Origin of the sequence: Flavobacterium saccharophilum (assembly GCF_900142735.1) — a bacterium.
Classification (GTDB): domain Bacteria; phylum Bacteroidota; class Bacteroidia; order Flavobacteriales; family Flavobacteriaceae; genus Flavobacterium; species Flavobacterium saccharophilum.
Window position 1 is genome coordinate 88,180 of record NZ_FRBY01000004.1, and the last position, 26,802, is coordinate 114,981.

A 26,802-nucleotide genomic window follows, 5' to 3' on the forward strand; every position below is an offset into this window, starting at 1 on the left:
GGCAAAAAAAAACATAATATATTTAATTGAGAAACAAATATTTGATTTTCGATAAAATAGTATATATTTATTTCAAATTACTAACCATTTTATAATGTCCAAAGAAAATTGTTTTAGAGTCATTTTATTTTTTCTGATAAATAACTTGTTTTCTCAAAATACATTTGAAAACTATCAATTTCGTTTAGTAAATAAAGAGTCATCAAAAAGTGGCATTTATACTATTGCACAGGATCAATTTGGGATCATGTGGATGGGAACAAATGGTGCTGGTCTGTATAAATTTGATGGAGTAAATTATGTTGCGTATGAGCAAAACTCCAACGTTAAAAATTCGATCAATAGCAATCTTATTTATGTAACTTATGTCGATGTTCGCAACCGGTTGTGGGTTGGTACTGATGAAGGATTATGTCTTTATAATCGGGATTTAAATAGTTTTGAAAGTATTGATATTCAAAAAAAAGTAAATAAAGAAACTGTGATTTCTGTTAAAAGCATTATTGAAGACAATAATGGGAATCTTTTTTTGGGAACTTTTAACGGTGGTTTGCTAAAATTAAATATTAAAACACGGGCAGTTACTTCTATTAAATTAGATGTTCCGAATCACTCAAATTTCCTGATTAATAGTCTGGTAAAGGATAAAAAAGGAGTGATTTATCTGGGAACTAATTTTGGTTTAAAAGTATTTGATCAGGTAAAAAATGAGGTTAAAAAAGTAATAGCCAATAACGACGGTCAAATTTTATCCGGAAATATAGTATCTATGTTTTTGGATAACAGGGAAAACTTGTGGATTGGCAATGGTTATAAAGGACTGGTTAAAGTAAATCTTACTTCTAAGCAGGCTTTTTCTTATCCCATTACCAAAAAAAGAATTATGTCAATATTGGCAACAGATTCTAAAACGATTCTTTGTGCAACAGAAAATGATGGATTAATTATTGTAAACGATCAGGGTGTCGTTCAGGAAAAATATGTAAACAGCAAATTTAATGTACGTAGTTTAAGTTCAAATTCGGTTTGGTCTTTATTTCTTGATAAAGAGCGTAGAATTTGGCTGGGTTATTATAACAAAGGATTAGGTGTTTTTGATAAAATAAACAGCAAGGTAAATATTATCGAAAGTTTACCCGGAAACCCGCAATCCCTACAAACTAATTGTGTTACCGGTATTGCAAAAGATCACGAAGGGCAGTTATGGATTTCTATGGAAGGCGGCGGAGTAGATGTATATAGTCCAGTAACTAAAAAGTTTAAACATATTAATAAATCTGACGCTAGCTTTTACTCTGGATTAACAAATGATAATATCACAAAAGTATTTATTGATAAAAAAGACAACATTTGGTTGGCCAGTTGGAATGAAGGGGTTTTTCTTTTAAAGAAAGGCAGCAGGAATTTTATAAATTACAATACAAAAAATACTCCTAATCTGGCCTCAGATAATATTATGAGTATTGCTGAAGATTCAAGAGGTGTAATTTGGATCGGAACCTTTGCAAAGGGTTTACATTATTACACTCCTTCAGATGGACAATTTCATTATTGTAATTCCAAACCATTTTATAATGTAATGAGTCGCGATATCAGAAGTGTGATGGTTGATTCTGATGATGCAGTTTGGGTAGGGTCAACAACGGGTTTGTATAAAGTTACTACAAAAGATTTCGTTACTTTTTCAGTGGTTTCTTTTCGTGATAAAATGTCTGAAAAGCTCAAAAACCATAAAAGTACACATACGATTAATACGTTATATGAGGCTAAAAATAAAGAAATTTGGATTGGTACCGACGGCGCTGGTTTATTTAGTTACAATAAAAAAACAGATAGTCTAAAATGGTTTATAAATTTCAAAGGTCTTCATGAAAAGTCAATTTCATCTATTGTAGAATCTAATGATGGAGGTATTTGGTTAAGTGGAAAAAAAGGAATTACAAGACTGGATTTAAAAAACGGGACTACTTTCAATTACTCTATTTATGACGGTTTATTAGGAAATGACTTTAATAACAATTCTGTTCTGAAAGATGAAAAAGGAGTATTGTATTTTGGTGGTTATGAAGGCTTAAATTACTTTAATCCAACGAATTTGGTAAGAAGTAAAAAGCAGCTTCCCATTTATTTTACTGATCTAAAACTTTTTAACAAATCAGTTGGACCACTAGAAAAAAACTCACCATTAGTAAAAGTAATATCCCAAACAAAAAAAATAATTCTGAGACATGATCAGTCTGTATTTACCATTGATTTTATTGCTGTAAATTATTCCTTTCCTGCCAGAAATGAATTTGCATACTATTTAGAAGGTTTTGAAGATTCATGGAATTATGTTGGCAATAAACGCTCGGCAACTTATACAAACTTAGCACCGGGTAACTATATTTTTAAAGTTAAGGCAGCAGAAAAAAACGGGGTTTGGAGTCATAAACTACTAGAATTAAAAATTGAAATCTTGCCACCATGGTGGAAAACATCTTTTGCTTATTTATTCTATACGTTATTGGTATTGGCAGCTATTTATTTTTCCAATCAATATTATCAGAATCGTTTTAAAGAAAAGCAAATAATAGAGTTTGAAAAGACAAAAGCGGTTCAAATTGAAAAATTAAATAATAAAAAACTACAATTCTTTACCAATATCTCGCATGAGTTTAGAACACCACTGACTTTAATCTTAAATCCCTTAGGAGATATTCTGAGGAATTATAGCTCAGATTTACCAGACAATGTGTTGAAAAAATTGCAGACAATTCAAAAAAGTTCGGACAGACTTTCAAGATTAATCAATGAGTTAATGGATTTTAATCAATTGCAGTTTAATAAAATGACATTGCAATTACAACTGATTGAAGTAGTAAGTTTTACAAGAGAAATTGTCAGTTATTTTGAAGAGGAAGCATTGAGTCGTGGCATTCAGTTGCAATTTGAATCTAATAAAACGGCTTTAAAAGATTGGATCGATCCAAAAATGTTCGAAAAAATTATTTTTAATGTGATTTCAAATGCTTTCAAGGTTACACCGGATAAAGGCAAAATAACTGTAAAAATAGCGGTTAACAATGAATTGATGCCTTTTCCATTGATAGACTCAGGTACTGATTATCCATCATTTGAAATTATTGTTGAGGACACCGGTGCGGGATTAGATAAAAAAGATATAAAGAAGATTTTTGACCGATTCTATCAGGTAAATAATTTAAATAAAGCCTATTACGGAAGTACCGGAATAGGATTGGAAGTAGTGCGCGGGTTTGTAGAATTACATAAGGGAATCATTGAAGTAGAAAGTGAATTGCGAGTTGGTACGACTTTTAAATTATTATTTCCTATTGGAAAGGAGTTCTTTAATGAGAGTGAAATACTGCTTGAGGAATTTAAGAAGGAGAAAAAAATGAGTTTCACACCAATTGTAGAAAAAGACGAAACGCAATCAGAGGAGAAGGAAGAAAAGCAAGATAGAACTTATACTATTCTGATTGTTGAAGATAATGTAGAACTGCGAAACTATTTAAAAAATGAGCTCAAAAAAGAATATAAGGTTTTAGTAGCTGAGAATGGACAGGTTGGTTTAGAATTAGCTTTTCAGAAATTGCCTGATTTGATTTTGACAGATGTAATTATGCCGGTTATGAATGGTTTAGAATTGTGTAAAAATATTAAAGCCGATCTGAAAACAAGCCATATTCCACTGATGATGTTGTCTGCAAAAGCATTAATTAAAGATAGATTAGAGGGAATTGATTCAGGTGCAGATATGTACTTGAGCAAACCTTTTGATATGGATATTTTACGATCTAGTTTGGTACAATTGATAAATAGCAGGCAAATTATGTTTAATAAATTCTATAACGGAATTACGCCAAAAGCTAAAGAAAAAACAACCACTTTAGATAATGATTTTATAAAAAATGTATTGACTTACATCAATGAAAACATTAGTGAACTCGAGCTAAGTGTTGAAGATTTGGCTTCGAAGGTATATTTGAGCAGAAGCCAATTGTATCGAAAAATTAAAACATTAACAGGCGTATCAGTAAATGAGTTTATTCGTAATGTTCGCTTAGAAAAAGCTCAGGAATTAATAGAATTAGGCAATGATAACATGACTGAAATTAGTTATAAGGTTGGCTTTAGCTCTCCTTCGTATTTTACAAAATGTTATAAAGACAAATACGGATATCTGCCCACGCACAATCACAAACGCTAATAATAAAAAGGCATTCTGTGTTTTTGATAATTATTAAATGAATATAAAATTCCATTTAATTTTTTAATACTGAAAAAATTATGCTTCATTATTATTAATATCAAAATTTTGTTTTCAATAGTGAATTAATGTAAAATACTGATTTTGCTCGTTTTTTTAACTCTTGTGCTACAAAATTGATAGTTTTTGCATCATATTTAGTATGTGAAATTTATGTTAACATTCTATTTTTGAATTAACTAATATCAAATAACCATAAAACCATTATTAACAATTTTAAACCAATTTAGAACATGAAATGAAACCAGCATTTGTGTATCAAACAGCTCTTTTTTTCCCAATCAAAATTTAAAACCAATATTTTATGATTTGAGAAAATAGAAAATTACAAGAAGATCGTATTCGTAATTTTCGAAAATTGGAAGGGTAGATAAAGAGTCTAAGCGCTAAATTATCTTAATACATAAATAACAAAAAAACTTTACAACCAATTAATTATTTAAACTAAACAAAAAAACCAATTAATATGATGTTAAAATTAAAATTTGCAATAATCGCATTGCTAATGATAAGCTATCAGAATGTGATGGCACAATCAAAGACCATACAGGGTGTGGTTGTGGATCCCTCAGGAGTTCCTTTGCCTGGAGCCAGTATTAATGTGGAAGGCTCAAAAAATAGCGCATCAACAGATTTTGATGGTAAATACATTTTAAGAGACGTTAATTCGAACGATAGAATTACATTTTCATTTGTTGGATTAGTTACTAAAACTATTACTGTAGGAACCAGTACTACAATTAATGTAACATTAGCAGAATCCACACAAACCTTACAGGAAGTTGTAGTGGCTTACGGTACTCAAAAAAGAACAAAAGTTACCGGAGCAATCTCTACAGTAACCTCAAAAGAAATTACAGCAGTACCTATAACTAATGCAGAGTCAGCCTTACAAGGTAGAGCGGCAGGTGTTACTGTTGTTAATGGTTCACCGGGTTCTAATCCGACAGTAAATATTCGTGGTTTGGGCACAATGAATAATACTAACCCCTTATATGTAGTAGATGGTGTTTTGGTAGGTAATTTATCAGGACTAAATCCAAGCGACATTGAATCTATGTCAGTTTTAAAAGATGCTTCAACAACGGCTTTATATGGTTCGAGAGCTTTTAACGGAGTAATTATGGTAACGACAAAAAAAGGAAAAAAGGGCCCTGGTCAATTAAATTTTAGTACTTACGCTGGTTTTCAAACCGTGACAAAAAGATTTGATGTTATGAATACACAACAATATCTTAACTATGCTAAGGATTTAGGAAGTGACTTAACGGCAAGAGCAGCAGAATTTGGTAATATCAATACAGATTGGCAAGACCAGGTTTTTCAGGATGGTTTAATGCAGGATTATAATCTGAGCTTCTCAAACGGAACTGAGAATTCTTCAAGCCGTTATTCCGCAGGATATTTAAAACAGGAAGGAGCACTTATAGGTACTGGTTTTGAGCGTTATTCTTTCAGAGCCAATAATTCACAAAATATAGGTAAGTTAACTATCGGAAGTAATATTGGAGTGTCTTTTAGTACTACTAACCCTGAGCGTGCCTCAGGAGGTAGAGCACTATTGGAACATGCGATCAAAATGGCGCCTTACTTACCGATTTACAATTCAGCTAATAATGGTGGATATCAGGGGCCTACTTCCGCTCTAGACGGGCAGGATGCTGAAAACCCTGTACGTATAGCAAATTTAGGATATCAGGAAGTTAAAGGATTATCTATTATAGGAAACATTTATGGTGAATTAGAAATTTATAAAGGTCTAAAATTCAGGTCACAGGTTTCGTTAGATTATTACACAACTGAAGATCATACCTTTATTCCAAGCTATGCTGATGGTGGTGCTCATCAACAGGCTTATGCTTCGATTGCAGAAACAAATACTCAGGGGCAAAGCATTGTTTTTGATAATAGTTTATCCTACAAAACAACTTTTGCAGAAAAACATAATCTTGAGGTATTAGGAGTTATAACTAAAATTGAAAATAAATTTCAGAACATAGTAGCAGGAAGCCGTAACAACATTACAGACGAAATAGATCAGTTAAGTAATAACCTTTCTAATTTGTCGTCTACTAGTGCAGAGACTAATAATTTAGGTTATATCGCACGTATCAATTATGATTACGACGATAAATACATATTTGCTATTTCAGGTCGTAGAGATGGTGGTTCTCGTTTTGGAAGTAATTTCCGTTATGGTAATTTTTATTCTATTGCTTTAGGATGGAATATTGCTAAAGAAAGTTTTATGACAGATTCTGTTTTTAGTACATTAAAACTTAGAGGAAGTATAGGAACAACGGGTAATGATGCCTTAGACAATTATCAATACAGCCCTACTTTGTCGTCCAATTATATATACCCTATTGACGGTGAACCAGAAATTGGTGTTACTCCGGGAGGTGCGGCTAATCCAAATTTGAGATGGGAATCTAAAAAAGACAGAAACATAGGTTTGGATTTTGGGTTATTTGATGAAGCATTCACTGGTTCTGTGGAGTATTTTAACAACATAAGTAGTGATATCCTTTTTAGAGTACCACTTCCGGCATCTGTAGGTGTTCCTGGTGGAACTCAATTTCAAAACGTTGCCGATATGAAGACACACGGGTTTGAAGTATCATTAGGTTACAACGACAGAAAAGGAGATTTTACCTGGTCTGCAACAGCTGCTCTAGGTACGAGTAAAAATGAAGTAACTGGTTTAGCTCCAGGTGTAACCAGCGTTGTAAGCGGACCATCAGGAAGATCAGGTATAGAGAATTTCTCAAGATTAGAAGTAGGCCAGCCAGTATTTTACTTTTGGGGGTATGAAACCAACGGAATCTATCAGAATCAGGCAGAAGTAGATGCTGCTCTTGCTCCGGGTCAGAGCACTTTTCAGCCAGGTGATATAAGATTTGTGGATCGCAATGGAGATAAAGTCATCAACTCAGATGATAAAACAAATATCGGAAATCCATATCCTGATTTTACATATGGTTTAAACCTTACCGCAGCTTATAAAAAATTCGACTTTAGTGCTTTTATTACAGGAGTATCAGGAAATGAGATTTTTAATGCAAATAAATTCGATTTAGAAGCTATGCCACGTTTGTTCAACGCTAGTACCGATGTTTTAGACCGATCTATTGTTGTAAACGGAGTAGTTACCAATCCTTCGGCAACATTGCCAAGAGCTCAGGGTGCTAGTCAAAATTATGCAAATGCGAGTCAGCGTTATATTGAAGATGGTTCTTTTACCAGATTAAAAAATGTTACTATTGGATATACTTTTTCAGATGATTCATTCGCTAAGTATTTTCAACGTTTAAGATTCTACGTAAGTGGTCAAAATCTTATTACTATTACTGATTACTCTGGGTTAGATCCTGAAATTGCACGTGTAGATACTACCTTAGGTTCTGCAGGAATTGATGTAGGAAGATATCCACAACCAAAATCAGTAATATTTGGCCTTGAAGTTACATTTTAATACAAAAAGACGATGAAAAAAATAAAATATATAGTTGTAGTATTGTTAGGGATTTTTGCAATAAATTCATGTAACGATAGTGATTTAGAATTAACTAATCCAAATCAATTGTCCCCTGAGACTTACTTTAAAAATGAAGTTCAGGTACAATCAGCCGTAAATGCAGCTTATGCCAACCTGCAAACAAGAGGGCTTTATGCAAGGCATATTTTCTTTGCCTTAGACAATATGTCACAGGAAAACAAAGGAAATCCACAATTAGAAGGAAATAAAGTACCTTTTTTAAATTTTTCTTTTGATGCCAGCAGTGATATAATCCAGTTTTACTGGGAAACCTGTTATTTAGGAATAGCAAAAGCAAATTTTGTACTGGATAATGAGGATAAAATTAATGCTTTATCAAATTCAGTATTAAGCCAGGAGAGAAAGAACAAATTTTTAGCAGAGGCGCATTTTCTAAGAGCGTATTACTATTTTCTTTTAGTACCTCGTTTTGGTAATTTGCCAATTTATACTAGTAGTACTACCGTGGTCGGTGCTGCAAGAAGCCCTAAAGAAGATGTTTATAAATTGATTGAAGCTGATTTTGATTTTGCTTCTAAAAACCTTTTAAGCAAAAGTACTGAACAAAAAGGAAGAGCTACCAAAGAAGCGGCGTATGCTTATTTAGGGAAAGCGTTATTGTATCAAAAAAAGTATGATGAAGCGTTAGCTGCTTTTAAGAATGTAACAGGATTTACCTTAGAGTCCAATTTCTACAATAACTTCATGGATGAAACCGAGCATGGCCCGGAATCAATTTTTGAAATTGAATACGATGAAAATTTAGGAGTAGCTGATAAATGGGGTAGTGATACAGCTGGAGATGGTGTTGCCGAATCAACTCTTAGAGGCCAGGAATATGGTAATTTAGGTTGGTATAATGTGTATCCATCTGATGATATTTTAGATGAGTATGAGCCTGGAGATAAACGTTTTGGAGATACTTTTTATGTTCCTGGATCAAAATACAACAATGGAGCTAATACCATGACAGCGGCTAATTTTTCATCATCTGCAGGTCTTAGAAGAGCAGGTTGGAAAAAATATCAAAACTATTACAAGCGTGTAGATGAAAATCTGGATTCAAGTATCAACTTCAAAGTGATGCGTTATTCAGATGTATTGCTTATGATGGCAGAATGTGAAAGCATGAGAGCCGGAGGTGTACAGGCAACTGCTATTGGTTACATTAATCAGGTTCGCGGCAGAGCAAATGTACCTTTATTGGCAACAACACTTACAAAAGAGCAGGTTTTTACAGCTCTTGTTCACGAACGTAAAGTGGAATTAGCAGGCGAACAAGTTCGTTTTGATGATATAATTAGATGGGGTATTGCAAGTACTGAATTGGCAGGAACTGGTTTCACAGCTGGTAAAAGTGAGTTATGGCCTATCCCAAATAGAGAAACATCTTCTAATCCAAATATAAAACCTAGTGATAACAATCCTGGCTACTAGGAAGGGATGATTGAAGTTTGTTAGTTTGAGTTAGTTAAGTTAGTATTTGGCAAACAGCGCACTTGCGTGCGCTGTTTATCAATACATTATGTTTTGTAAAGCAAATAACTTATTTAACTCTTTTTACCTCAATTTTAGTTAAACGCAAGAAATCTTGTAAAGCGAGATACTATTCTTTAAAAATTGTAGATTTTCAATACTTAAATAAGTATTAAGGCAGGCCGAATTTTATTCAATATGAAAAGAATTGCTTCACTTTTTTTAATCGTAACATTGTTTTACAATGTTTTGGGATTTTATATCATGTTTGCTGAACAACAAGAGCAAGTGTGGGTGACAGCTATGGAGAAAACCGACAATTCAAATTTTGAAATAATTGAAATTAAAATTACTCCTTATGCCTATGTAGTTGATTCTGGTATTGAAGATGCCAATGAAGACTTCGTAATTCATAATAAAACCTATCATGTTTTTAAGAAAAGAATTCAAAACAATGTTCTACAATTATATTGCCTAAAAAGCGCTCATAATGAAGCTTTAAATAAAGATTTAAAAAAAATTGTCGATAGTCAGCTATTTGATGATAATTCAAATAAAGAAAATCCAAGTAAAAAATTAATGAAATCCTTTATTCAGGATTACATTCAGGGTAACACAATAGTTTTTATAAGTACTTCTATAAAACTAGTTTCACCAGTTACTTTAAATTCATACCCTCCACAAAAAAATCTTCTTTCAGGATACTTTACTACTAATGATCCTCCTCCCGATATGGTGTAGCATTTCCTTGAATGTCAAAATGTATATAGCATTTGATTAGTATTCTTAGACGCTAAATTATTAGTTTGAGCTAAGGGTTAAATCTGCTTATTTACAATTTAGCATGCAACGTCAATTAAACTTAATTGAAAGAAAAAGCTATCTAACAACCATATAAACCAACCAAAAATGAAAATTTATAAATTTTTGTTTAAAGTGTTATTTTTTAGCATTTTAAGCGTAAATACTTTTGCACAAGTAAAAGGCAACAAAAATCAAATTAAAGAACCAACCGGAGAAAATAATATGGCCTATAAATGGTCGCAAATCGCAGTTGTTGCCACTGGTAATGATACTGATAGATTTAAACCAAGACCAACAGTGACTTCCCGTTTTTTAGGATTAACATTTGTTGCTGTTTTTGATGCCTGGAGCCGTTATGATCAAAAAGCAATTCCTGTATATTTAAAAAATATAGAAAGAAGACCTACTAAAGAACAGACACTTAAAAATAAGGAGATTGCTATCAGTTATGCTGCCTATAATGCATTATGTGAATATTATTTTTCAGACAAAGATTTGTTTGTCGCTTTTATGGTCAAATTAGGGTTAGATCCTAATGATAAATCACTAGATCCTAAAACACCGGTCGGAATAGGAAATTTAGCAGCAAAAGCAGTAATTGAGGCAAGAAAACATGATGGATCAAATCAATATGGAGAAGAAAATGGTTCAAACGGAACTCCTTATTTTAACTATGTAAATTATAATCCGGTCAATACTCCAGACGAAATGAAGGATGTAGCTCATTGGCAGCCAAAATATTTTTCAGATGGAAAAGGCGGTAAGTTTGCACCAGCCTGTGCTACTCCATTTTGGAACAAAGTAAAGCCTGTAGGATTAAAATCAGGAGATCAATTTCGTCCTATACCACCGCCTGCATTGGATTCAGAACAACTTAGAAATGAAGTTAAAGAACTACTTGATTTACAATATAATCTTACCAATGAACAAAAAGCATTGGTTGAGTTTATGCGTGACGGTCCAAAATCAGTACAACAGGCAGGACATTGGCTAAAATTTGCCGAGGATGTTTCCAGACGTGATAATCATACTTTAGATCAGGATGTAAAAATGTTTTTTTACAATCAGGTAACTGCTATGGATTGCTTTATAGCATGCTGGGATACAAAGATGTTTTATGACTTTGCCCGTCCTTATGCATTAGTACATTACTATTATAAAGATCAGACTATAAAAGCCTGGGGCGGACCAGGTTTTGGAAATATAGAAATGAAAGGTCAGGATTGGAGACCTTACTCGCCGGATATTTTTTTATGTCCCGCTTTTCCAGGTTATGTTTCCGGACACAGTACAATTAGTGGCGGTTGCGGTGAAGCATTAAAACTATGGACCGGAAGTGATACTTTTGGAGAATCTGCAATCTGTAGTACGCCAGGATCAATGACAGAACCAAACAACATCGGGAAACCTGTTGTGCTTAAATTCCCAACCTTTACAGAAACAGCAAATATGGCAGGAATTTCCAGAGTAATGGGAGGATATCATATTCAGGCAGATAATGTTCAAGGACTAAAGCTGGGCAGAAATGTGGCCCATGAAGTTTGGAAGTTCTATAATAAGCACATCGGAAATAAAACGATGGAGACAATAGCTGAAAATTGAATAAGGTACACAACAAAGTAGCCCAATCTGTAAATGCTTTAATTATGAAAATTAAACAAGTAACATTGCTCCTTATAGTCCTTATTATAACGCAGTCCTGCGATTATTTTTCTAATCCAAATGACAAGATGATTAATATTTTGGAGGCCAGAAAAAAAATGTATGATGTAAAAGATAATGCATTTGCTTCAAAAACGGAAGTTGCTTATTATGACTCCATAATCAACAGCTCAGATGAAGGTTTCTTTAAATTAACAAACGAGTTAAATAAAGGAAATGCATTACTAAAGCTGGGTAAAGAAGCAGAATCTATAGCCACTATCGAAAGCGCTATTAACAGAATGAAAAAGCTGGATGGCAAAGACGATGTGAAATCATTACAAGCTTTAGGTATTGCCTATATGAGGCTCGGTGAAAAACAAAATTGTGTGAATTACCATAATCCGGAATCCTGTATTATGCCGATACAAAAAAACGGGATTCATGCCATACGTGAGGGTTCTCAAAAAGCGATTGAAGTTTATAAAAAATTATTAGCGATAAACCCTAATGATTACGAATCAAGATGGTTGCTCAATATAGCGTATATGACGTTGGGCGAATATCCGTCCGAAGTTCCCAAACAATGGTTGATACCCAATCTAAATAAAGATTCAGGCTATAGTATAAAACCCTTTCTTGACGTAGCGGCAAACGCTGGCATAAAAGGAAGAAATATGTCGGGAGGTGTTATTGTGGATGATTTCAATAACGATAATTATCTGGATATTGTAACTTCTGACTGGAGCCTGGATGGGGTGATGCATTATTATCAAAACGATCAAAAAGGAAAATATATCGATAATTCTAAAGTTTCAGAAATAGGCCGTTTCAAAGGAGGATTAAGTATGGTACAGGCAGATTATGACAATGATGGAGATACTGATATTTTTGTTTTGAGAGGAGCCTGGATGCGTAAATATGGGCGTCAACCCAACTCATTGTTACGCAACAACGGCGATGGTACTTTTACAGATGTAACAATTAAGAGTGGCTTATATTCTGAATTTCCAACTCAGGCCGGAACCTGGAATGATTTTAATAATGACGGTTATCTGGACTTATTCATAGGCAATGAATCTTCTGATAATGAAGCGTATCCTTCAGAATTGTATCTAAATAATCAGGATGGAACATTTACTAATGTTGCCAAAGCCGCAAAGTGCGATGTTGTTTCTTATATAAAAGGAGTAACCGCTGCAGATTATGATAATGATGGTGATATTGATTTGTTTCTTTCCGGAATGAACAAGAAAAAAATTCTATTGAAAAATACCGGACTTAAAAATGGGATTCCGCAGTTTTCGGACGTTACAGATCAGGCAGGATTGGCGGGCATAAATGTCATGACATTTCCAACCTGGTTTTGGGATTATGATAACGATGGCTGGCAAGATATTTTTGTCTGCGGTTATCAATATAATGGTTCTATTGCAGGTGAAATTGCCATGGAAGCCCTTAATATTCCAAATGAAAGCAGTAAAATGTATTTGTATCATAATAATCATGATGGCACTTTTTCAGATGTTTCTAAAGAATCGGGACTAAGTAAAACCGTATTTGCAATGGGGTCTAATTTTGGAGATATTGATAATGATGGTTTTCTCGATATGTACCTCGGAACAGGAAATCCGGATTATAAATCACTCGCACCAAATCGATTATTTAGAAATATGGGCAATGGAAAATTTGCTGATGTTACGGTTTCCGGACGTGTAGGAAACTTGCAAAAAGGGCATGGCGTGGCTATTAATGATCTTGATAATGACGGAGATTCTGATATTTTTATTGAAGTTGGCGGTGCTTATTTTGGAGATTCTTTTAGCAATTCCTTATACATGAACCCGGGTCAAAATAACAATCGCTGGATAAAATTACAATTAGAAGGCACAGAAAGCAATCGTTCTGCCATTGGAGCCAAAGTAAAAGTTACTTTCAAAGAAAACGGTGTTTCCAGATCGGTTTACAGAGTTTTAAACTCAGGTGGTAGCTTTGGAGCGTCAGCCTTAAGGATGGAAATCGGAATTGGACAAGCGAAGGTAATTGATCAGATCGAAATTACCTGGCCGAAAGACCAAAAGAAAAAAGTCTTTAAAAACATAAAACCCAATCAGTACATTAAAATTATTGAAGGGGAAAATAACTTTTCAAAAATAGATATTAAAAGAACTATTTTTTCAACGGCCGGAGCACATTCTCCTGTTTGTATTTAAAAACATTACAATCATAAATATGAAAAATATAAAAATAAAAGTAACTTTTTTTAGCCTTTTGGGTTTACTACTGCTTGTTAGCTGTTCTAAAGAATCAGACGAGAAGATCTTTACTACCTTAGATCGTTCCGATACAGGAATTGATTTTAGCAATAACCTGAAAGAAAATGATTCACTTAATTACTTTACCTACAATTATATTTATTTGGGTGGAGGAGTGGCTACCGGAGACATTAATAATGATGGACTGGTAGATATTTTCTTTACAGGAAACCAGGTATCAAACAAACTATATCTGAACAAAGGAAAATTAAAATTCGAAGATATTACCAAAAAAGCCGGTGTAGGAGGTGATTCTCGCTGGTATACCGGAGTTGCGATGGCTGATGTAAACGGTGATGGTTTTCTAGATATTTATTGTAGTGTAGGCGGTAAATTCGGCCCTAAAAACAATGAATTATACATCAATAATGGCAACGGAACTTTTACAGAAAAAGCCAAAGAATACGGTATTGATGATATTGGAAATAGCGTTCAGGGAACCTTTTTTGACTACGATAAAGACGGTGATTTAGATTTATTTGTAGCCAATTATCCACCAACAAGATTCAATTCTGCGACAGGTGATTACGTGCAAATGATGCGCAATGTCAAAGACAATGAATCAGGACATTTATATCGAAACGATGGAAATCATTTTGCTAATGTTACCGAACAAGCAGGTGTAAAAAATTATGGCTTATCATTAAGCGCAACAGTTGGGGATCTAAACAACGACAGCTGGCCAGATATTTATGTTTCTAACGATTTCAATTCACCTGATTTTATGTATATCAACAATCAGGATGGTACTTTTAAGGAAGTGGTAAAAGAGGCAATGGCGCACAATTCTTTTTACGGAATGGGTGTAGATATTTCTGATTTCAACAACGATGGAAATTTAGATGTTTTTCAGGTGGATATGGATGCAAAAGACAATCGTCGTAAAAAAGCAAACATGTCAAGCATGAATCCGAAACTTTTTTGGGATGTTGTTGATGCTGGTTTTAACTACCAATACATGCATAATTGCATGCAATTAAATACAGGAGTTAATGAAAATGGTATTCCGCATTTTGGAAATGTATCGCGTATTACGGGAACCTCCTCTACAGATTGGAGCTGGGGGCCTTTATTTGCCGATTTTGATAATGACGGAAATAAAGATTTGTTTGTAACGAACGGAACCAGAAGAGAAATTAACAACAATGATTTCTTTCATAGTTTAGAAGCGCTCAACCTTCAGCCAAAAGATTTGTTGAAGAAATCCCAAGAAATTCCTTCTGAGAAAATCGACAATTTTATGTTTCAAAACAAAGGAAATTTAAATTTTGAGCAAGCCAATAAAAAATGGGGAATTGAATTTAAAGGTTTTTCAAATGGTGTTGCTTATGTCGATTTGGATAACGATGGTGATTTGGATTTGGTGGTCAATAATATCGATGATTATGCTTCTGTTTTTGAGAATTCAAGTTCTAAAATCAACAATTATATCAAAGTAAATTTTAAAGGAAATACTAAAAATACTTTTGGTTTAGGAAATCGTGTTTACATAAAAACGAAAAAAGGAACCCAGATGCAAGAGCTTACCTTAACGAGAGGATTTCAATCTTCTGTAGCTCCTGAATTGCATTTTGGTGTAGGAAAAGACAAAACCATAGATGAGGTAAAAGTAGTCTGGACAAACGGTAAAGTGCAAAAATTATCGAATGTTAAAGTCAACCAAACGTTAAGCTTTAAGGAGCAGGATGCCAAAGAAGAAGTAGTGGTAAAAACAGCTCCAAAAACCCATTTGTTTGCAACTGAAACCACCGTTTTTCCGGCTTTCAAACACGAAGAAAATAAATACGATGATTTTAAAGATCAGGTTTTATTGCCTCATAAAATGTCTAGTTTTGGTCCTGCCATTGCGGTTGGTGATTTAAATAAAGACGGTTTGGAGGATTATTTCATTGGAGGATCTGCAACCTATTCTGGAAAAATATTTATGCAGACAAAAAATGGTTTTACAGAAAAAAGTAGTCAGGCACTTGAAGCCGATAAAGCCAGTGAAGATACAGGAGCCTTAATTTTTGATGCAGATAATGACGGAGATAATGATTTATATGTAGTGAGTGGTGGTTACGAATTTTTGGTTAACGATCCTAAATTGCAAGACAGATTATATCTGAATGATGGTAAAGGCAATTTTACAAAAGCCCCAAAAGGTGTATTGCCAACGATGTTGACCAGTGGTTCAAAAGTATATCCTATTGATTATGATAAAGATGGAAAACAGGATCTTTTGGTTTTAGGAAGACAGGTTCCGGGGCAATATCCGTCGCCGGCAACAACTTATTTGTTGCATAATATAAGTTCGCCAACACAGCCTAAATTTGAAGTTTCTAAAAAATCGCCTAAAGAATTTACCAATTTAGGAATGGCAACAAGCGCTGTAATTACCGATTTTAATAATGACAAATTAGCCGATATCATAGTTGTGGGTGAATGGATGCCGATACGTATTTTTCAGAATACTACTTCAGGTTTCAAAGAAGTAACCAAAAATATGGGACTTAATGATGATACCACAGGTTGGTGGTGGAGTATTCAGCAAGGCGATTTTGATCATGATGGCGATATGGATTATATCGTAGGAAACAATGGTTTAAACTACAAATACAAAGCAACTCCAAACGAAACCTTTGATATTTATGTAAAAGATTTCGACAACAACAAACACAAAGATATCGTGTTGAGTTACTACAATGATGGAAAGCAATATCCGGTGCGTGGCCGTGGCTGTTCGTCTCAGCAAATTCCAAATATCAAGAAGAAATTCAAAGACTATGAAAGTTTTTCAGAAGCCACATTGGTTGATGTTTATACAGAGAAATCACTTAAAGAAGCCCTGCATTATAAAGTAAAATCATTTGCCAGTATTTATCTAGAAAATAAAAATGGCAAGTTTATCATTCACGAACTTCCGGTTGAAGCACAGCTTACCTGCATCAATCAGATAATGGTTGATGATTACGATAAAGACGGTAAATTGGATGTTTTAGTGACTGGTAATATGTACAACTCAGAAGTAGAAACTCCTCGAAACGATGCCGGTCACGGATTATTTTTAAAAGGAGATGGCAAAGGAAAATTCAAATCAATTTCAGCAATTGAAAGTGGATTTTTTACTCCAGGCGATGTAAAAAACATGGAAAAAATTCAGGTAAAAGGGAAAACGTATCTCCTGGTAACTAAGAATAATTCGTTTTTACAAAGTGTAAGGATTAATTAATTTAGGTTTCTGGCCAATCTAATGTTGTCCCTATGGGACAATATTGTGTTGCTAATTTATTTGCTACCAATATATAATCTCTACGAGATAATCTTTTAGGGCTCAATCTTTTATTAAAGAAGATTTTCCATACTTATGACTAAAAGTGATAATCCGTTAGGATTTAAATATTGGTAGCAAAATAGTGATCCATCAGATAAAATATCCCAGAGGGATTATACCTAATTATTCTTTTAAAACCAGCTGAAATTATTTAATTCTAAAACCAGCAGCTTGAATTAATTAAATGGTCGAGCAACTATATCTATTGATCAAACCAAAATCATGAAAAAATAGCATCATTTAAGAAGCTTTCTATTGAAGATTCCATTAATTAAATTTCAATATTTAAAAACAATACGAACAATATGTTACGAGAAAAATATATAAAATTATTATGCTGTTTTTTGTTTTTGCTTAGCGCACAAATATATGCGCAACAGCAAAATTTAAATGGGATAGTCGTAGATGGTAAAAACGATTTGCCATTGAGCGGCGTGATCATTCAGTCAGAAACGGAAGAAATTATAACCAATGAAAATGGCGAATTTGTTATTCCCAATCAAAAATTGCCAGTTACATTGACGGTAAGTTTTATAGGATATAAGACGCAGGAAATTGTAGTGAATTCGTTTGATTTTTTTAATATAAAATTAATCAAAGATTCCAATCAATTAGATGAAGTGCTGATTTCGAGTGGTTATTTATCCCAAAAAAAATCAGAGTTCTCCGGTTCTGTTGCTACGGTTTCAGCAAAGCAATTACAAAATCGTCCTTCGACCAGTTTTGACCAGCTATTAGGCGGTCAGGGAACAGGAATTGATGTAATACAGTCCACAAGTGTCTTAAACAATACACCAGTAATTAGGGTTCGTGGTTTAAATACGATTACATCCGGACTTTTCCCTTTAATTGTAGTAGATGGTGTGGCAGTTTTCACAGGCTCTTTGGGTGGATTTGTAGGTAACAATCCGCTTTCAGGAATTAATCCTAATGATATTGCGACAGTCGATGTATTGAAAGATGCTTCGGCGGCTGCAATTTATGGTTCCAGAGCAGCTAATGGTGTTATGGTTATTACCACTAAAAAAGGAAAAAAAGGAAAAACCAGATTCAATTACAATACCTGGTTTAGTCGAAGCACACCTTACAATCTACCTAAACTATTAAATGCAGAAGATTATACCATGATCAAAAACGAAGCTTTGGTCAATGCAGGTAAAGCACCGGGGTTTTTCTTATCAAAAAATCCAGATGGAAGTACAGTTGATACGAATTGGTATGATGTGGCTTATGAACCGGGAATTTCAAGCAACCAGAATCTTAATATTTCTGGAGGCAACGAAACAACTCAATATTATTTTTCAGTAGATTATACTAACCAAAATAGTTTTATTAAAAACAACACTTTTCAGAATTACATGACACGTTTAAATTTGAGTCATGAAGTCAATAAGTCTATTCGTGTTGGAATTAATCTCTCTTATAGCAGAGCCAAAAATGTAGGCCCGAATACCGGTGCTGTAGCAGGAAATACTTTATCATCCTCAACTTATAACACAGAATATATTACTAATGAGCCTTTAGGAAGAATGACCTATGTGTTGCCTCCTAATGTACCGGTCTATAATCCAGATGGTTCTTATAGCATTCAAAACGGAATAAGTGTGGGTTATGGCGCCAATATTCCGTCGATTATCGGAACAATTAATGCCTATAATCTGGCTATGGTACAAGAACTTGATTTAACCACTTCAATCAGTAAATCACTTTTAGGGAATATATACGGCGAGTTTGATATCACCAAAAAATTAATCTTTAGAACGAGTTATGGATTGAATACAATTGATTTGGAAAACAAATTATTTTTGAATCCAATTCACGGAGGAGGAGCTGCGTACAATGGTGTTGCAACCAATATAGCAACCGATTTAGAAAGAACCGATTGGGCAAATACGCTTACCTACAAAGATTCTTTTAATGAAAACAACCATTTCACTTTTATGTTAGGATACGAGCGAATTAAAACTACGCTGGATAGCTGGGGAGCCTCTCAAAGTAATGTCACCGATCCGTATTATAAGAATTATCAGGGAAGTTATGCGAACATTTCGCCTATCGGTAATGACCTTTCTGAAAATGCGTTACTATCTTATTTTTCGAATTTAAATTACAATTATAAAAACAAATATTTCCTGAGCTTAAATTATAGAATTGATGGTTTATCAGCTTTACCAGAGGGAAATAAATATGGTAGTTTTGGAGGAGGTTCTGTAAGCTGGAATCTGCTCGAAGAATCTTTTCTTAAAGATTCTAAAGTAAGAGGTTTTCTGGATAACTTAAGATTGAGAGCCAGTTACGGAATTGTCGGAAATAGCGAAATCGGAAATTATCCTGCTATAGGAACGTATAATTCATCTACTTATGGCGGTGCTCCAACCTTAGGATATTCGCAAACGGCTAACCCAAACCTGAAATGGGAAACAAGTTCAAAACTTGATTTAGGACTGAATTTTGCCATGCTGAACAATCGCATTTCAGTGGAGTTTGATTATTTCAATAATAAAATCAGAGATTTGATTCTGAAAACACCACAATCACTTTCAGCGGGAATTCCAAATAATTATATCAACGAAAATGTCGGTGGTATGTACAATACAGGCTATGAAATTGGTATTAATGCACTTGCTGTTACGAACCGAAATTTCAATTGGAACATAAGTCTGAATCTTTCTACCCTTGAAAATAAAGTAACGTCTTTATCAAGTGATGTCTTTGTTCCGAGTGTTTTTGGAGTACAAAATATGACCAGAGTAGGTTATTCTATCGGGTCTGTTTTTGCGGTGCCGACAAAAGGTGTAAATCCGGATAACGGACAAATGGTTTTTATAAACAGCGAAGGCAAAGAAGTGCAGTACAATCATATTGGTTCTCCAAAATGGACGTATCTCGATGGTACTGCAGCTCCGGCAATAGACAATTACAAAGATGGTGTGATACAAGGGCCTTCCTTGCCAAAATTGTTTGGAGGTTTAAACAACACTTTCAGTTACAAGAATTTTGTTTTGAACGTAAATCTGACTTTTGCTCAGGGAAATAAATTGTATAACGGAACACGTGCAACAAACTCTGATCAGCGTTATTTCAACAATGGAGAATTTATAAAAAACAGATGGACAACTCCAGGTCAGGTGACCGATATTCAAAAGTTGTATTATGGAGATAATGTTTCCGCCGGTTTTTCATTTTCAAGTACTTCAAAAGTAGAAGACGGCTCTTATATAAAATTTAAAAATGTGTCTTTAGGATATAATGTACCAATGGAACTTTCTTTTCTAAAAAACACTTTTAGCTCTATTTATGTGTATGTACAAGGAAACAATTTTTACACTTTTACCAAGTACAGAGGCTCTGATCCTGAGGTTTCGATCAACGGAAACTCTATTAATTCAGGAAAAGATCAAAATGTTCCGCCCAATGCCCAAGTGTATACTTTAGGTTTAAATATTGGATTTTAATTAAAAGCAAAGACGATGAAAAAATATATTTTAATGAGCTGTTTTATTCTAATGTTTGCGACAGCCTGCAATGACGATTTATTAGATACCCAGCCCGAAACAAGTATTCCCGAGTCAATAGCATTTAGTACGCCGGAAAAGATTTTGGCGCAGACCAATAACCTGTACAAACAATTACAAAATCAAAGTTTTTATGGCGGAAGATTTATTGTTTTTAATGAACAGCGGGCAGATCAGTTTGGGCAAAATGATGGAAACGCGGCAACAGGTTCTGCCGTGTGGAATCAGAATGTGGCATCAACAAATGATTTCGTAAACAACGTTTGGTCAGTTGGATATACCGCAATTAATGCTTCAAATATTCTAATCAGTAAAATGAATGAAACAACGGTCATTTCAAAAGAACTGGCTAAAAATTACATTGCTGAAGCTAAATTTGTTCGTGCTTTCTGTTATTTCAGTTTGGTTCAAACCTATGCCAAACCTTATAATCAGGACAAAAGCTCGTTAGGTCTCCCTTTGCGATTAACGCCAATTACAACTTCAGGAAATAATGATTTGGCTAGAAGTTCTGTTGAATTGGTTTATAATCAAATTCTGAAAGATTTAGATGAAGCCGAAATAGATTTACCGGTTACTTATGCAACTCCATTACTAAATACTTCAAGAGCTAAAAAAGTTACCGCAATTGCCTTAAAAACAAGAGTTTTATTGGTACAGAATAATTTTGATCAAGTAATTTCAGAAGCTAAAAAAATCGTGTCTGCGACCGCTCCTTTTCAATATACCGAAGGAACTTTAACACAAAAATTAGAACCGAATTATTCATCAATTTTTGGAGGAAGCTATACGGGAACGGAAGCTGTTTTTTCTATTCCTTTTGCCAATTCAACAACCGAGACGCCTTCTGCACAATACGCTCTGGCTTATAATTATTTAACGCAGCCTATTATCTTTTTAGCCGCTGCCGGAATTGTAAGTGATCCGGTTTTTAGTGCTGCTTCTGATGCGCGTTCAGGTCTTATCGGAACTAGTGCGGCCAATCAAAAAGTACTAAAAAAATTCAGTGTTACAACAGCACCTTTTAGAGATTATGTTCCTGTAATGCGTTATGCCGAAATACTATTAAATTATGCAGAAGCAGCTGCCAATACAAATGATTTAATACAAGCGGAGGCATTATTGAAAGCGGTTAGAAACCGTTCAGATCCTACTTATGTTTTTCCTGCAAATGACGTTGCAACAAAAGAGGCCTTAATTGCAACCATACAAAAAGAAAGAGATATTGAATTTTTAGGAGAAGGTTTCCGTTTAATGGATTTACAAAGAAAAGTACAAACCCTGCCAGCCAAAAAAGGTTCCATTGGAACAGCGCCTTTGGTCTTGCCAACGGCTAGTAATTATATTTGGCCAATTCCAAGCGGGGAAATTTCCACAAATAAATTAATGGTACCAAATCCTTAAATATATGCTTCATTTCTTATATAAAATGCTCGATTTGTAGGATTTATTTATTTCGCATTCTTCTATTTTTGAAAGATTGTTAATTAGGATAATTTTCTATTTAACAAGCAAATTTAATTTAACCCAAAAGGTTCTCTAAAACATATAAAATGAGATTACGATTTATAGCTGCGGCTTTGTTTTCAGTTTTTTTTCAAAGTTCTTTTTCGCAAACGAATGCTTCGACTGAAAAAAGAATTCAACAGTTAATTAAGAAAATGACTTTGAAGGAAAAGGTCGGCATGTTACACGGAAATTCTAAATTTTATACGGAAGAAATAAAACATCTCGGAATTCCGGAATGGGCTTTATCAGATGGTCCACATGGAGTCAGAGCAGAAATGAATCGTCATAATTGGCAATATGCTGGACTAACGGATGATGCTTCAACCTGTTTTCCTCCGGGTACCGCTATGGCTGCAAGCTGGAATTTAGAATTAGCGAAACAACGCGGTATCGTTTTAGGTGAAGAAGCACGTTTTCGTAAAAAAGATGTTTTGCTTGGACCGGGAATCAATATTATTCGATCGCCACTTTGCGGAAGAAATTTTGAATATTTGAGTGAAGATCCTTTTCTTATTTCACAGCTTTCCATCAATTATATCAAGGCTTTACAGACTCAGGATGTCGCAGCTTGTGTAAAACATTTTGTAGCCAATAATCAGGAACAAAATCGTTTTGTGGTTGATGTGACTATGAGCGAACGCGCTTTACGCGAAATTTATTTACCGGGTTTCAAAGCTTCTGTAGTTGATGCCGGTGTCTTAGGCGTTATGGGTGCTTATAATAAATTCAGAGGATCCTATTGTACTGAAAATGATTATTTGGGACGAACGCTTTTACGCGATGAGTTTAAATTTAAAGGTGTTTATATGTCGGATTGGGATGCCGTTCACAGTACTGAAAAAGCGGCTTTGGCAGGTTTGGACTTAGAAATGGGAACCGAAAAAGAAAATTATAACGACTGGTATTTCGCAGATCCTTTGATAAAGGCAGTTCAGGAAGGTCGAATAAAAGAAAGTTTAGTAAATGAAAAAGTAGCCAATATTCTAAGAGTCATGATCGAAACGAAAGTTTTAGATCCGAAAACACGAATAAAAGGTGCTATAAACACAAAAGAGCACCAACAAGCAGCGTATCGTTCTGCGGTGGAAGCAGTTGTTTTACTGAAAAACGAAAAGCAAATTTTGCCGTTGAATATGAGTACTATAAAATCAGTAGCAATTATTGGTGATAATGCAACACGTACACATTGCGGTGGTGGATTTAGTTCAGAAATAAAAACTTTATACGAGGTAACACCACTTCAGGCTATGACTACTAAATACGGAAAGTCAATGCAGATCAATTTTGCACAAGGCTATGAGAAACAATCTCATGTTGTGGAAAGAAGCAGCGACGGTCAATTAAACACCGACAAAGTAGATTGGAAATTAATAGAAGAAGCGGTGGCTCAGGCAAAAAAATCAGATGTAGCAATTGTTTTTGCAGGTTTGAACCATGACTTCGATTCCGAATCATTTGACAGATTACACATGCGTTTGCCTTACGGACAAGAAACTTTAATTCAGGAAGTAGCCAAGGCAAATCCTAAAACAATTGTAGTGATTATTGCAGGTTCTCCGCTTGAATTGGCGGGTATTGAATCTCGTGTACCAGCTTTAGTTTGGGGTTGGTATGGTGGAATGGAAGCAGGTAATGCTGTAGTTGACGTATTGAGCGGCAAAGAATTTCCTTCGGGAAAATTGCCCTTTACAATGCCTGTTACTTTGAGTCAATCTCCCGCACATGCTTTAGGTGCTTATCCGGGACATGATTTGAAAGTAAATTATGAGGAAGATATTTTGGTAGGATATCGTTGGTTTGACACCAAGGGAATTACACCTCAATATCCGTTTGGTTACGGTCTGTCTTATACTTCTTTTGATATTTCTAATGTTGCCACAGACAAGAAAGTTTATGGTGTCAATGATGAAATTACAGTTAAATTCAATATCAAAAATACCGGAAAAACAGAAGGGGCAGAAGTAGTTCAATTGTACGCTGGTCAAACAAAGTCATCCGTTTTAAGACCTAAAAAAGAATTAAAAGCATTCGATAAAATATTCCTGAAACCGGGAGAGCAAAAAACAATCGATTTAAAAGTAAAGGTAAAAGATTTGGCTTTTTACGACGAGAAAAGTGCTGACTGGAAAGTAGAACCGGGTGAATTTGTACTTTATACGGCTACATCAGCCGAGGATATCGTGAATACGCTTGCTATTACGGTACAATAAGAAAATAATATGTAGTTTTTTTTGCAGTAATATAGTTCGTTCTTCGAACTGTATTACTGTTTTTTTTTAGCATGTACTTTGCGTTAAATTTAACCGCAAGGCACGCAAAGGGATTACGCAAAGGTCGCAAAGTTTTGTTCGCAAAGCTTTGCGGACTTAATGAAGTTAATTACAAACACACCGAAAAAAAATACTTGGCACACTTTGCGTTAAATTTAACCGCATGGCACGCAAAGGGATTACGCAAAGGTCGCAAAGTTTTATTCGCAAAGCTTTGCGGACGTAATGAAGTTAATTACAAACACACCGAAAAAAAATACTTGGCGCACTTTGCGTTAAATTTAACCGCAAGGCACGCAAAGGGATTATGCAAAGGTCGCAAAGTTTTATTCGCAAAGCTTTGCGGACGTAATGAAGTTAATTACAAACACACCGAAAAAAAATACTTGGCGCACTTTGCGTTAAATTTAACCGCAAGGCACGCAAAGGGATTACGCAAAGGTCGCAAAGTTTTATTCGCAAAGCTTTGCGGACGTAATGAAGTTAATTACAAACACACCAAAAAAAATACTTGGCGCACTTTGCGTTAAATTTAACCACAAGGCACGCAAAGGGGATTATGTAAAGGTCGCAAAGTTTTGTTCGCAAAGCTTTGCGGACTTAATGAAGTTAATTACAAACACACCGAAAAAAATACTTGGCGCACTTTGCGTTAAATTAACCACAAGGCATTTAATTTCCTCTTCTTTCCTTAAGATCCTTTTCAATCCCGATTTCCATATTCCTATCAATTACATAAAAGCACAACAATACAGCGCTTATAATGAATATAAAGCCTGGATAAATGCTTACACACAATTTAATTCCCTCTACAGCTGCTGGTACCTGATTCACTTCTTCAGCGACATAACCATATTTTGATAAAAAAGCCGCACCAAGGGCACCGCCAATACTGATGCCTATTTTTAGCCCAAAAATCATAGCCGAAAAAACAGTAGCAGTCGCTCTTCGATTGTTTTTCCATTCGCTGTAATCGGCCACATCAGCAATCATGGCCCACAATAACGGGATTGTTACTCCATAAATAAACCCGTGTGCTAATTGAGTCAGAAAAACCATTGCAATAGCGGTTCTGCTGTAAAAATTAAAAAGCAACAAACTTAAAGCAGACAAAAAAATGAAAGTGATATAAATATTTCTTTTGCCAAATACGTCTGCGAGTGATTTTGAAAATAAAATTCCAAAAATCATAAACAGTATTCCACCAGCATTAAAAAGACTAAATGCAGAAGTAGGAACATCGCCCGGCCATTGAAAATCTACCAATCCCATTGCTCTTAACGAATTGTTCAGATCATGAATAAAGGCCGTAAAACCAATGTCATTCAGGAATACAGTTTGCGCGACAGGATCTAAATAATACTTAAAATAAAAAACATACATTCCGCCTTTTAAAGACAAGGTAACAAATACCAAAATAGTAACCAGCAACATGACCAGCCAGGGGCCATTTTTAGACAGATCGATAAAATCCTGTCGGACTGATGATTTCTGGTGCTTTGCGGGTATGATTCTTTCTTTTGTCGTAAAAAAAGTAATTAGGAAACAAATTACTCCAATAACAGCAAATAGAATCATTGTATTTTTAAAACCAATTGCCTTATCACCATGTCCTAAAATTAAGACCAATGGCAATAAAAGCGACTGAATTATAAATTGAGCTACCATTACCGCAACAAAACGATAAGAGGAAAGACTGTTTCTTTCTTTCATATCACCGGTTAAAACGCCACTTAAAGCAACATACGGCAGATTATTGGCCGAATAGATTATGACTAGAAAAAAGTAAGTAAGTAACGTATAGATAATCTTGCCATTTTCTCCAAAATTGGGAGTTAAAAAAGAAAGAACTGCGCCAATTCCAAAAGGCAGGGCAGTCCATAATATCCAGGGTCTGAATTTTCCCCAGCGGGTGTGAGTACGATCCGCAATAACGCCCATAATGATATTAAAAAAAGCGCCGACAAAACCTCCAATAAAAATAATAATACTTGCTGTTCCGGCAGGAATTTTATAAACATCGGTATAAAAGAAAGCAAGGAAGGTTAGTAAGGTTTGAAAAATCAAATTAGCAGCAAAATCTCCTAAACCGTAACCAATTTTTTCCAGTACAGAAAGTTTTTCTGATGTATCACTCATCAATATACT

The 26,802-nt window shown here is 34.6% G+C and carries 12 protein-coding genes; 11 read left to right on the forward strand and 1 reads right to left on the reverse strand.

Going from position 1 to position 26,802, the window contains the following annotated elements; translation table 11 throughout:
* The first annotated feature begins 94 nt into the window (after positions 1-94).
* From BUA98_RS13710 to BUA98_RS13760, 11 genes are all read left to right on the forward strand, one after another.
* Complete coding sequence (locus tag BUA98_RS13710; protein ID WP_072973444.1) at positions 95-4,213, forward strand: hybrid sensor histidine kinase/response regulator; 4,119 nt, start codon at positions 95-97, stop codon at positions 4,211-4,213.
* A 526-nt stretch (positions 4,214-4,739) separates the two neighbouring features.
* A complete protein-coding gene (locus tag BUA98_RS13715) occupies positions 4,740-7,748 on the forward strand; it encodes a SusC/RagA family TonB-linked outer membrane protein (protein ID WP_072973445.1) in 3,009 nt (1,002 codons plus the stop codon).
* 12 nt (positions 7,749-7,760) lie between these two features.
* The gene (locus BUA98_RS13720) at positions 7,761-9,248 is read left to right on the forward strand and encodes a RagB/SusD family nutrient uptake outer membrane protein (protein ID WP_072973447.1); all 1,488 of its coding nucleotides are present in this window, start codon (positions 7,761-7,763) and stop codon (positions 9,246-9,248) included.
* Between the two features lie 237 nt (positions 9,249-9,485).
* On the forward strand, positions 9,486-10,028 hold the full coding sequence (locus tag BUA98_RS13725) for a hypothetical protein (RefSeq protein ID WP_072973449.1): 543 nt from the start codon (positions 9,486-9,488) through the stop codon (positions 10,026-10,028).
* A gap of 168 nt (positions 10,029-10,196) precedes the next feature.
* Positions 10,197-11,693, forward strand: a complete 1,497-nt coding sequence (locus BUA98_RS13730; protein ID WP_072973450.1) for a vanadium-dependent haloperoxidase — start codon at positions 10,197-10,199, stop codon at positions 11,691-11,693.
* A gap of 44 nt (positions 11,694-11,737) precedes the next feature.
* A complete protein-coding gene (locus BUA98_RS13735; RefSeq protein ID WP_086065312.1) occupies positions 11,738-13,945 on the forward strand; it encodes a CRTAC1 family protein in 2,208 nt (735 codons plus the stop codon).
* Positions 13,946-13,964: 19 nt separating this feature from the next.
* Positions 13,965-17,258: a VCBS repeat-containing protein gene (locus tag BUA98_RS13740; protein ID WP_072973454.1), complete on the forward strand. Its 3,294-nt coding sequence runs from the start codon at positions 13,965-13,967 to the stop codon at positions 17,256-17,258.
* Between the two features lie 407 nt (positions 17,259-17,665).
* On the forward strand, positions 17,666-20,815 hold the full coding sequence (locus BUA98_RS13745; protein WP_072973456.1) for a SusC/RagA family TonB-linked outer membrane protein: 3,150 nt from the start codon (positions 17,666-17,668) through the stop codon (positions 20,813-20,815).
* A gap of 15 nt (positions 20,816-20,830) precedes the next feature.
* Positions 20,831-22,279, forward strand: coding sequence for a RagB/SusD family nutrient uptake outer membrane protein (locus BUA98_RS13750; RefSeq protein ID WP_072973458.1), 1,449 nt, complete (start codon positions 20,831-20,833; stop codon positions 22,277-22,279).
* 149 nt (positions 22,280-22,428) lie between these two features.
* Positions 22,429-24,594, forward strand: a complete 2,166-nt coding sequence (locus tag BUA98_RS13755; protein ID WP_072973460.1) for a beta-glucosidase — start codon at positions 22,429-22,431, stop codon at positions 24,592-24,594.
* Positions 24,595-24,665: 71 nt separating this feature from the next.
* Positions 24,666-25,184, forward strand: a complete 519-nt coding sequence (locus BUA98_RS13760) for a hypothetical protein (protein WP_072973462.1) — start codon at positions 24,666-24,668, stop codon at positions 25,182-25,184.
* 142 nt (positions 25,185-25,326) lie between these two features.
* Here the strand turns inward: BUA98_RS13760 and BUA98_RS13765 are convergent, their stop codons facing one another.
* The gene (locus BUA98_RS13765; protein ID WP_072974084.1) at positions 25,327-26,793 is read right to left on the reverse strand and encodes an MFS transporter; all 1,467 of its coding nucleotides are present in this window, start codon (positions 26,791-26,793) and stop codon (positions 25,327-25,329) included.
* Positions 26,794-26,802 lie beyond the last annotated feature (9 nt).

Coding starts and splice junctions, on each gene's coding strand:
- BUA98_RS13710 (WP_072973444.1), top strand. CDS start 95: ATGTCCAAAGAAAATTGTTTTAGAGTCATTTTATTTTTTCTGATAAAT.
- BUA98_RS13715 (WP_072973445.1), top strand. CDS start 4,740: ATGATGTTAAAATTAAAATTTGCAATAATCGCATTGCTAATGATAAGC.
- BUA98_RS13720 (WP_072973447.1), top strand. CDS start 7,761: ATGAAAAAAATAAAATATATAGTTGTAGTATTGTTAGGGATTTTTGCA.
- BUA98_RS13725 (WP_072973449.1), top strand. CDS start 9,486: ATGAAAAGAATTGCTTCACTTTTTTTAATCGTAACATTGTTTTACAAT.
- BUA98_RS13730 (WP_072973450.1), top strand. CDS start 10,197: ATGAAAATTTATAAATTTTTGTTTAAAGTGTTATTTTTTAGCATTTTA.
- BUA98_RS13735 (WP_086065312.1), top strand. CDS start 11,738: ATGAAAATTAAACAAGTAACATTGCTCCTTATAGTCCTTATTATAACG.
- BUA98_RS13740 (WP_072973454.1), top strand. CDS start 13,965: ATGAAAAATATAAAAATAAAAGTAACTTTTTTTAGCCTTTTGGGTTTA.
- BUA98_RS13745 (WP_072973456.1), top strand. CDS start 17,666: ATGTTACGAGAAAAATATATAAAATTATTATGCTGTTTTTTGTTTTTG.
- BUA98_RS13750 (WP_072973458.1), top strand. CDS start 20,831: ATGAAAAAATATATTTTAATGAGCTGTTTTATTCTAATGTTTGCGACA.
- BUA98_RS13755 (WP_072973460.1), top strand. CDS start 22,429: ATGAGATTACGATTTATAGCTGCGGCTTTGTTTTCAGTTTTTTTTCAA.
- BUA98_RS13760 (WP_072973462.1), top strand. CDS start 24,666: ATGTACTTTGCGTTAAATTTAACCGCAAGGCACGCAAAGGGATTACGC.
- BUA98_RS13765 (WP_072974084.1), bottom strand. CDS start 26,793: ATGAGTGATACATCAGAAAAACTTTCTGTACTGGAAAAAATTGGTTAC.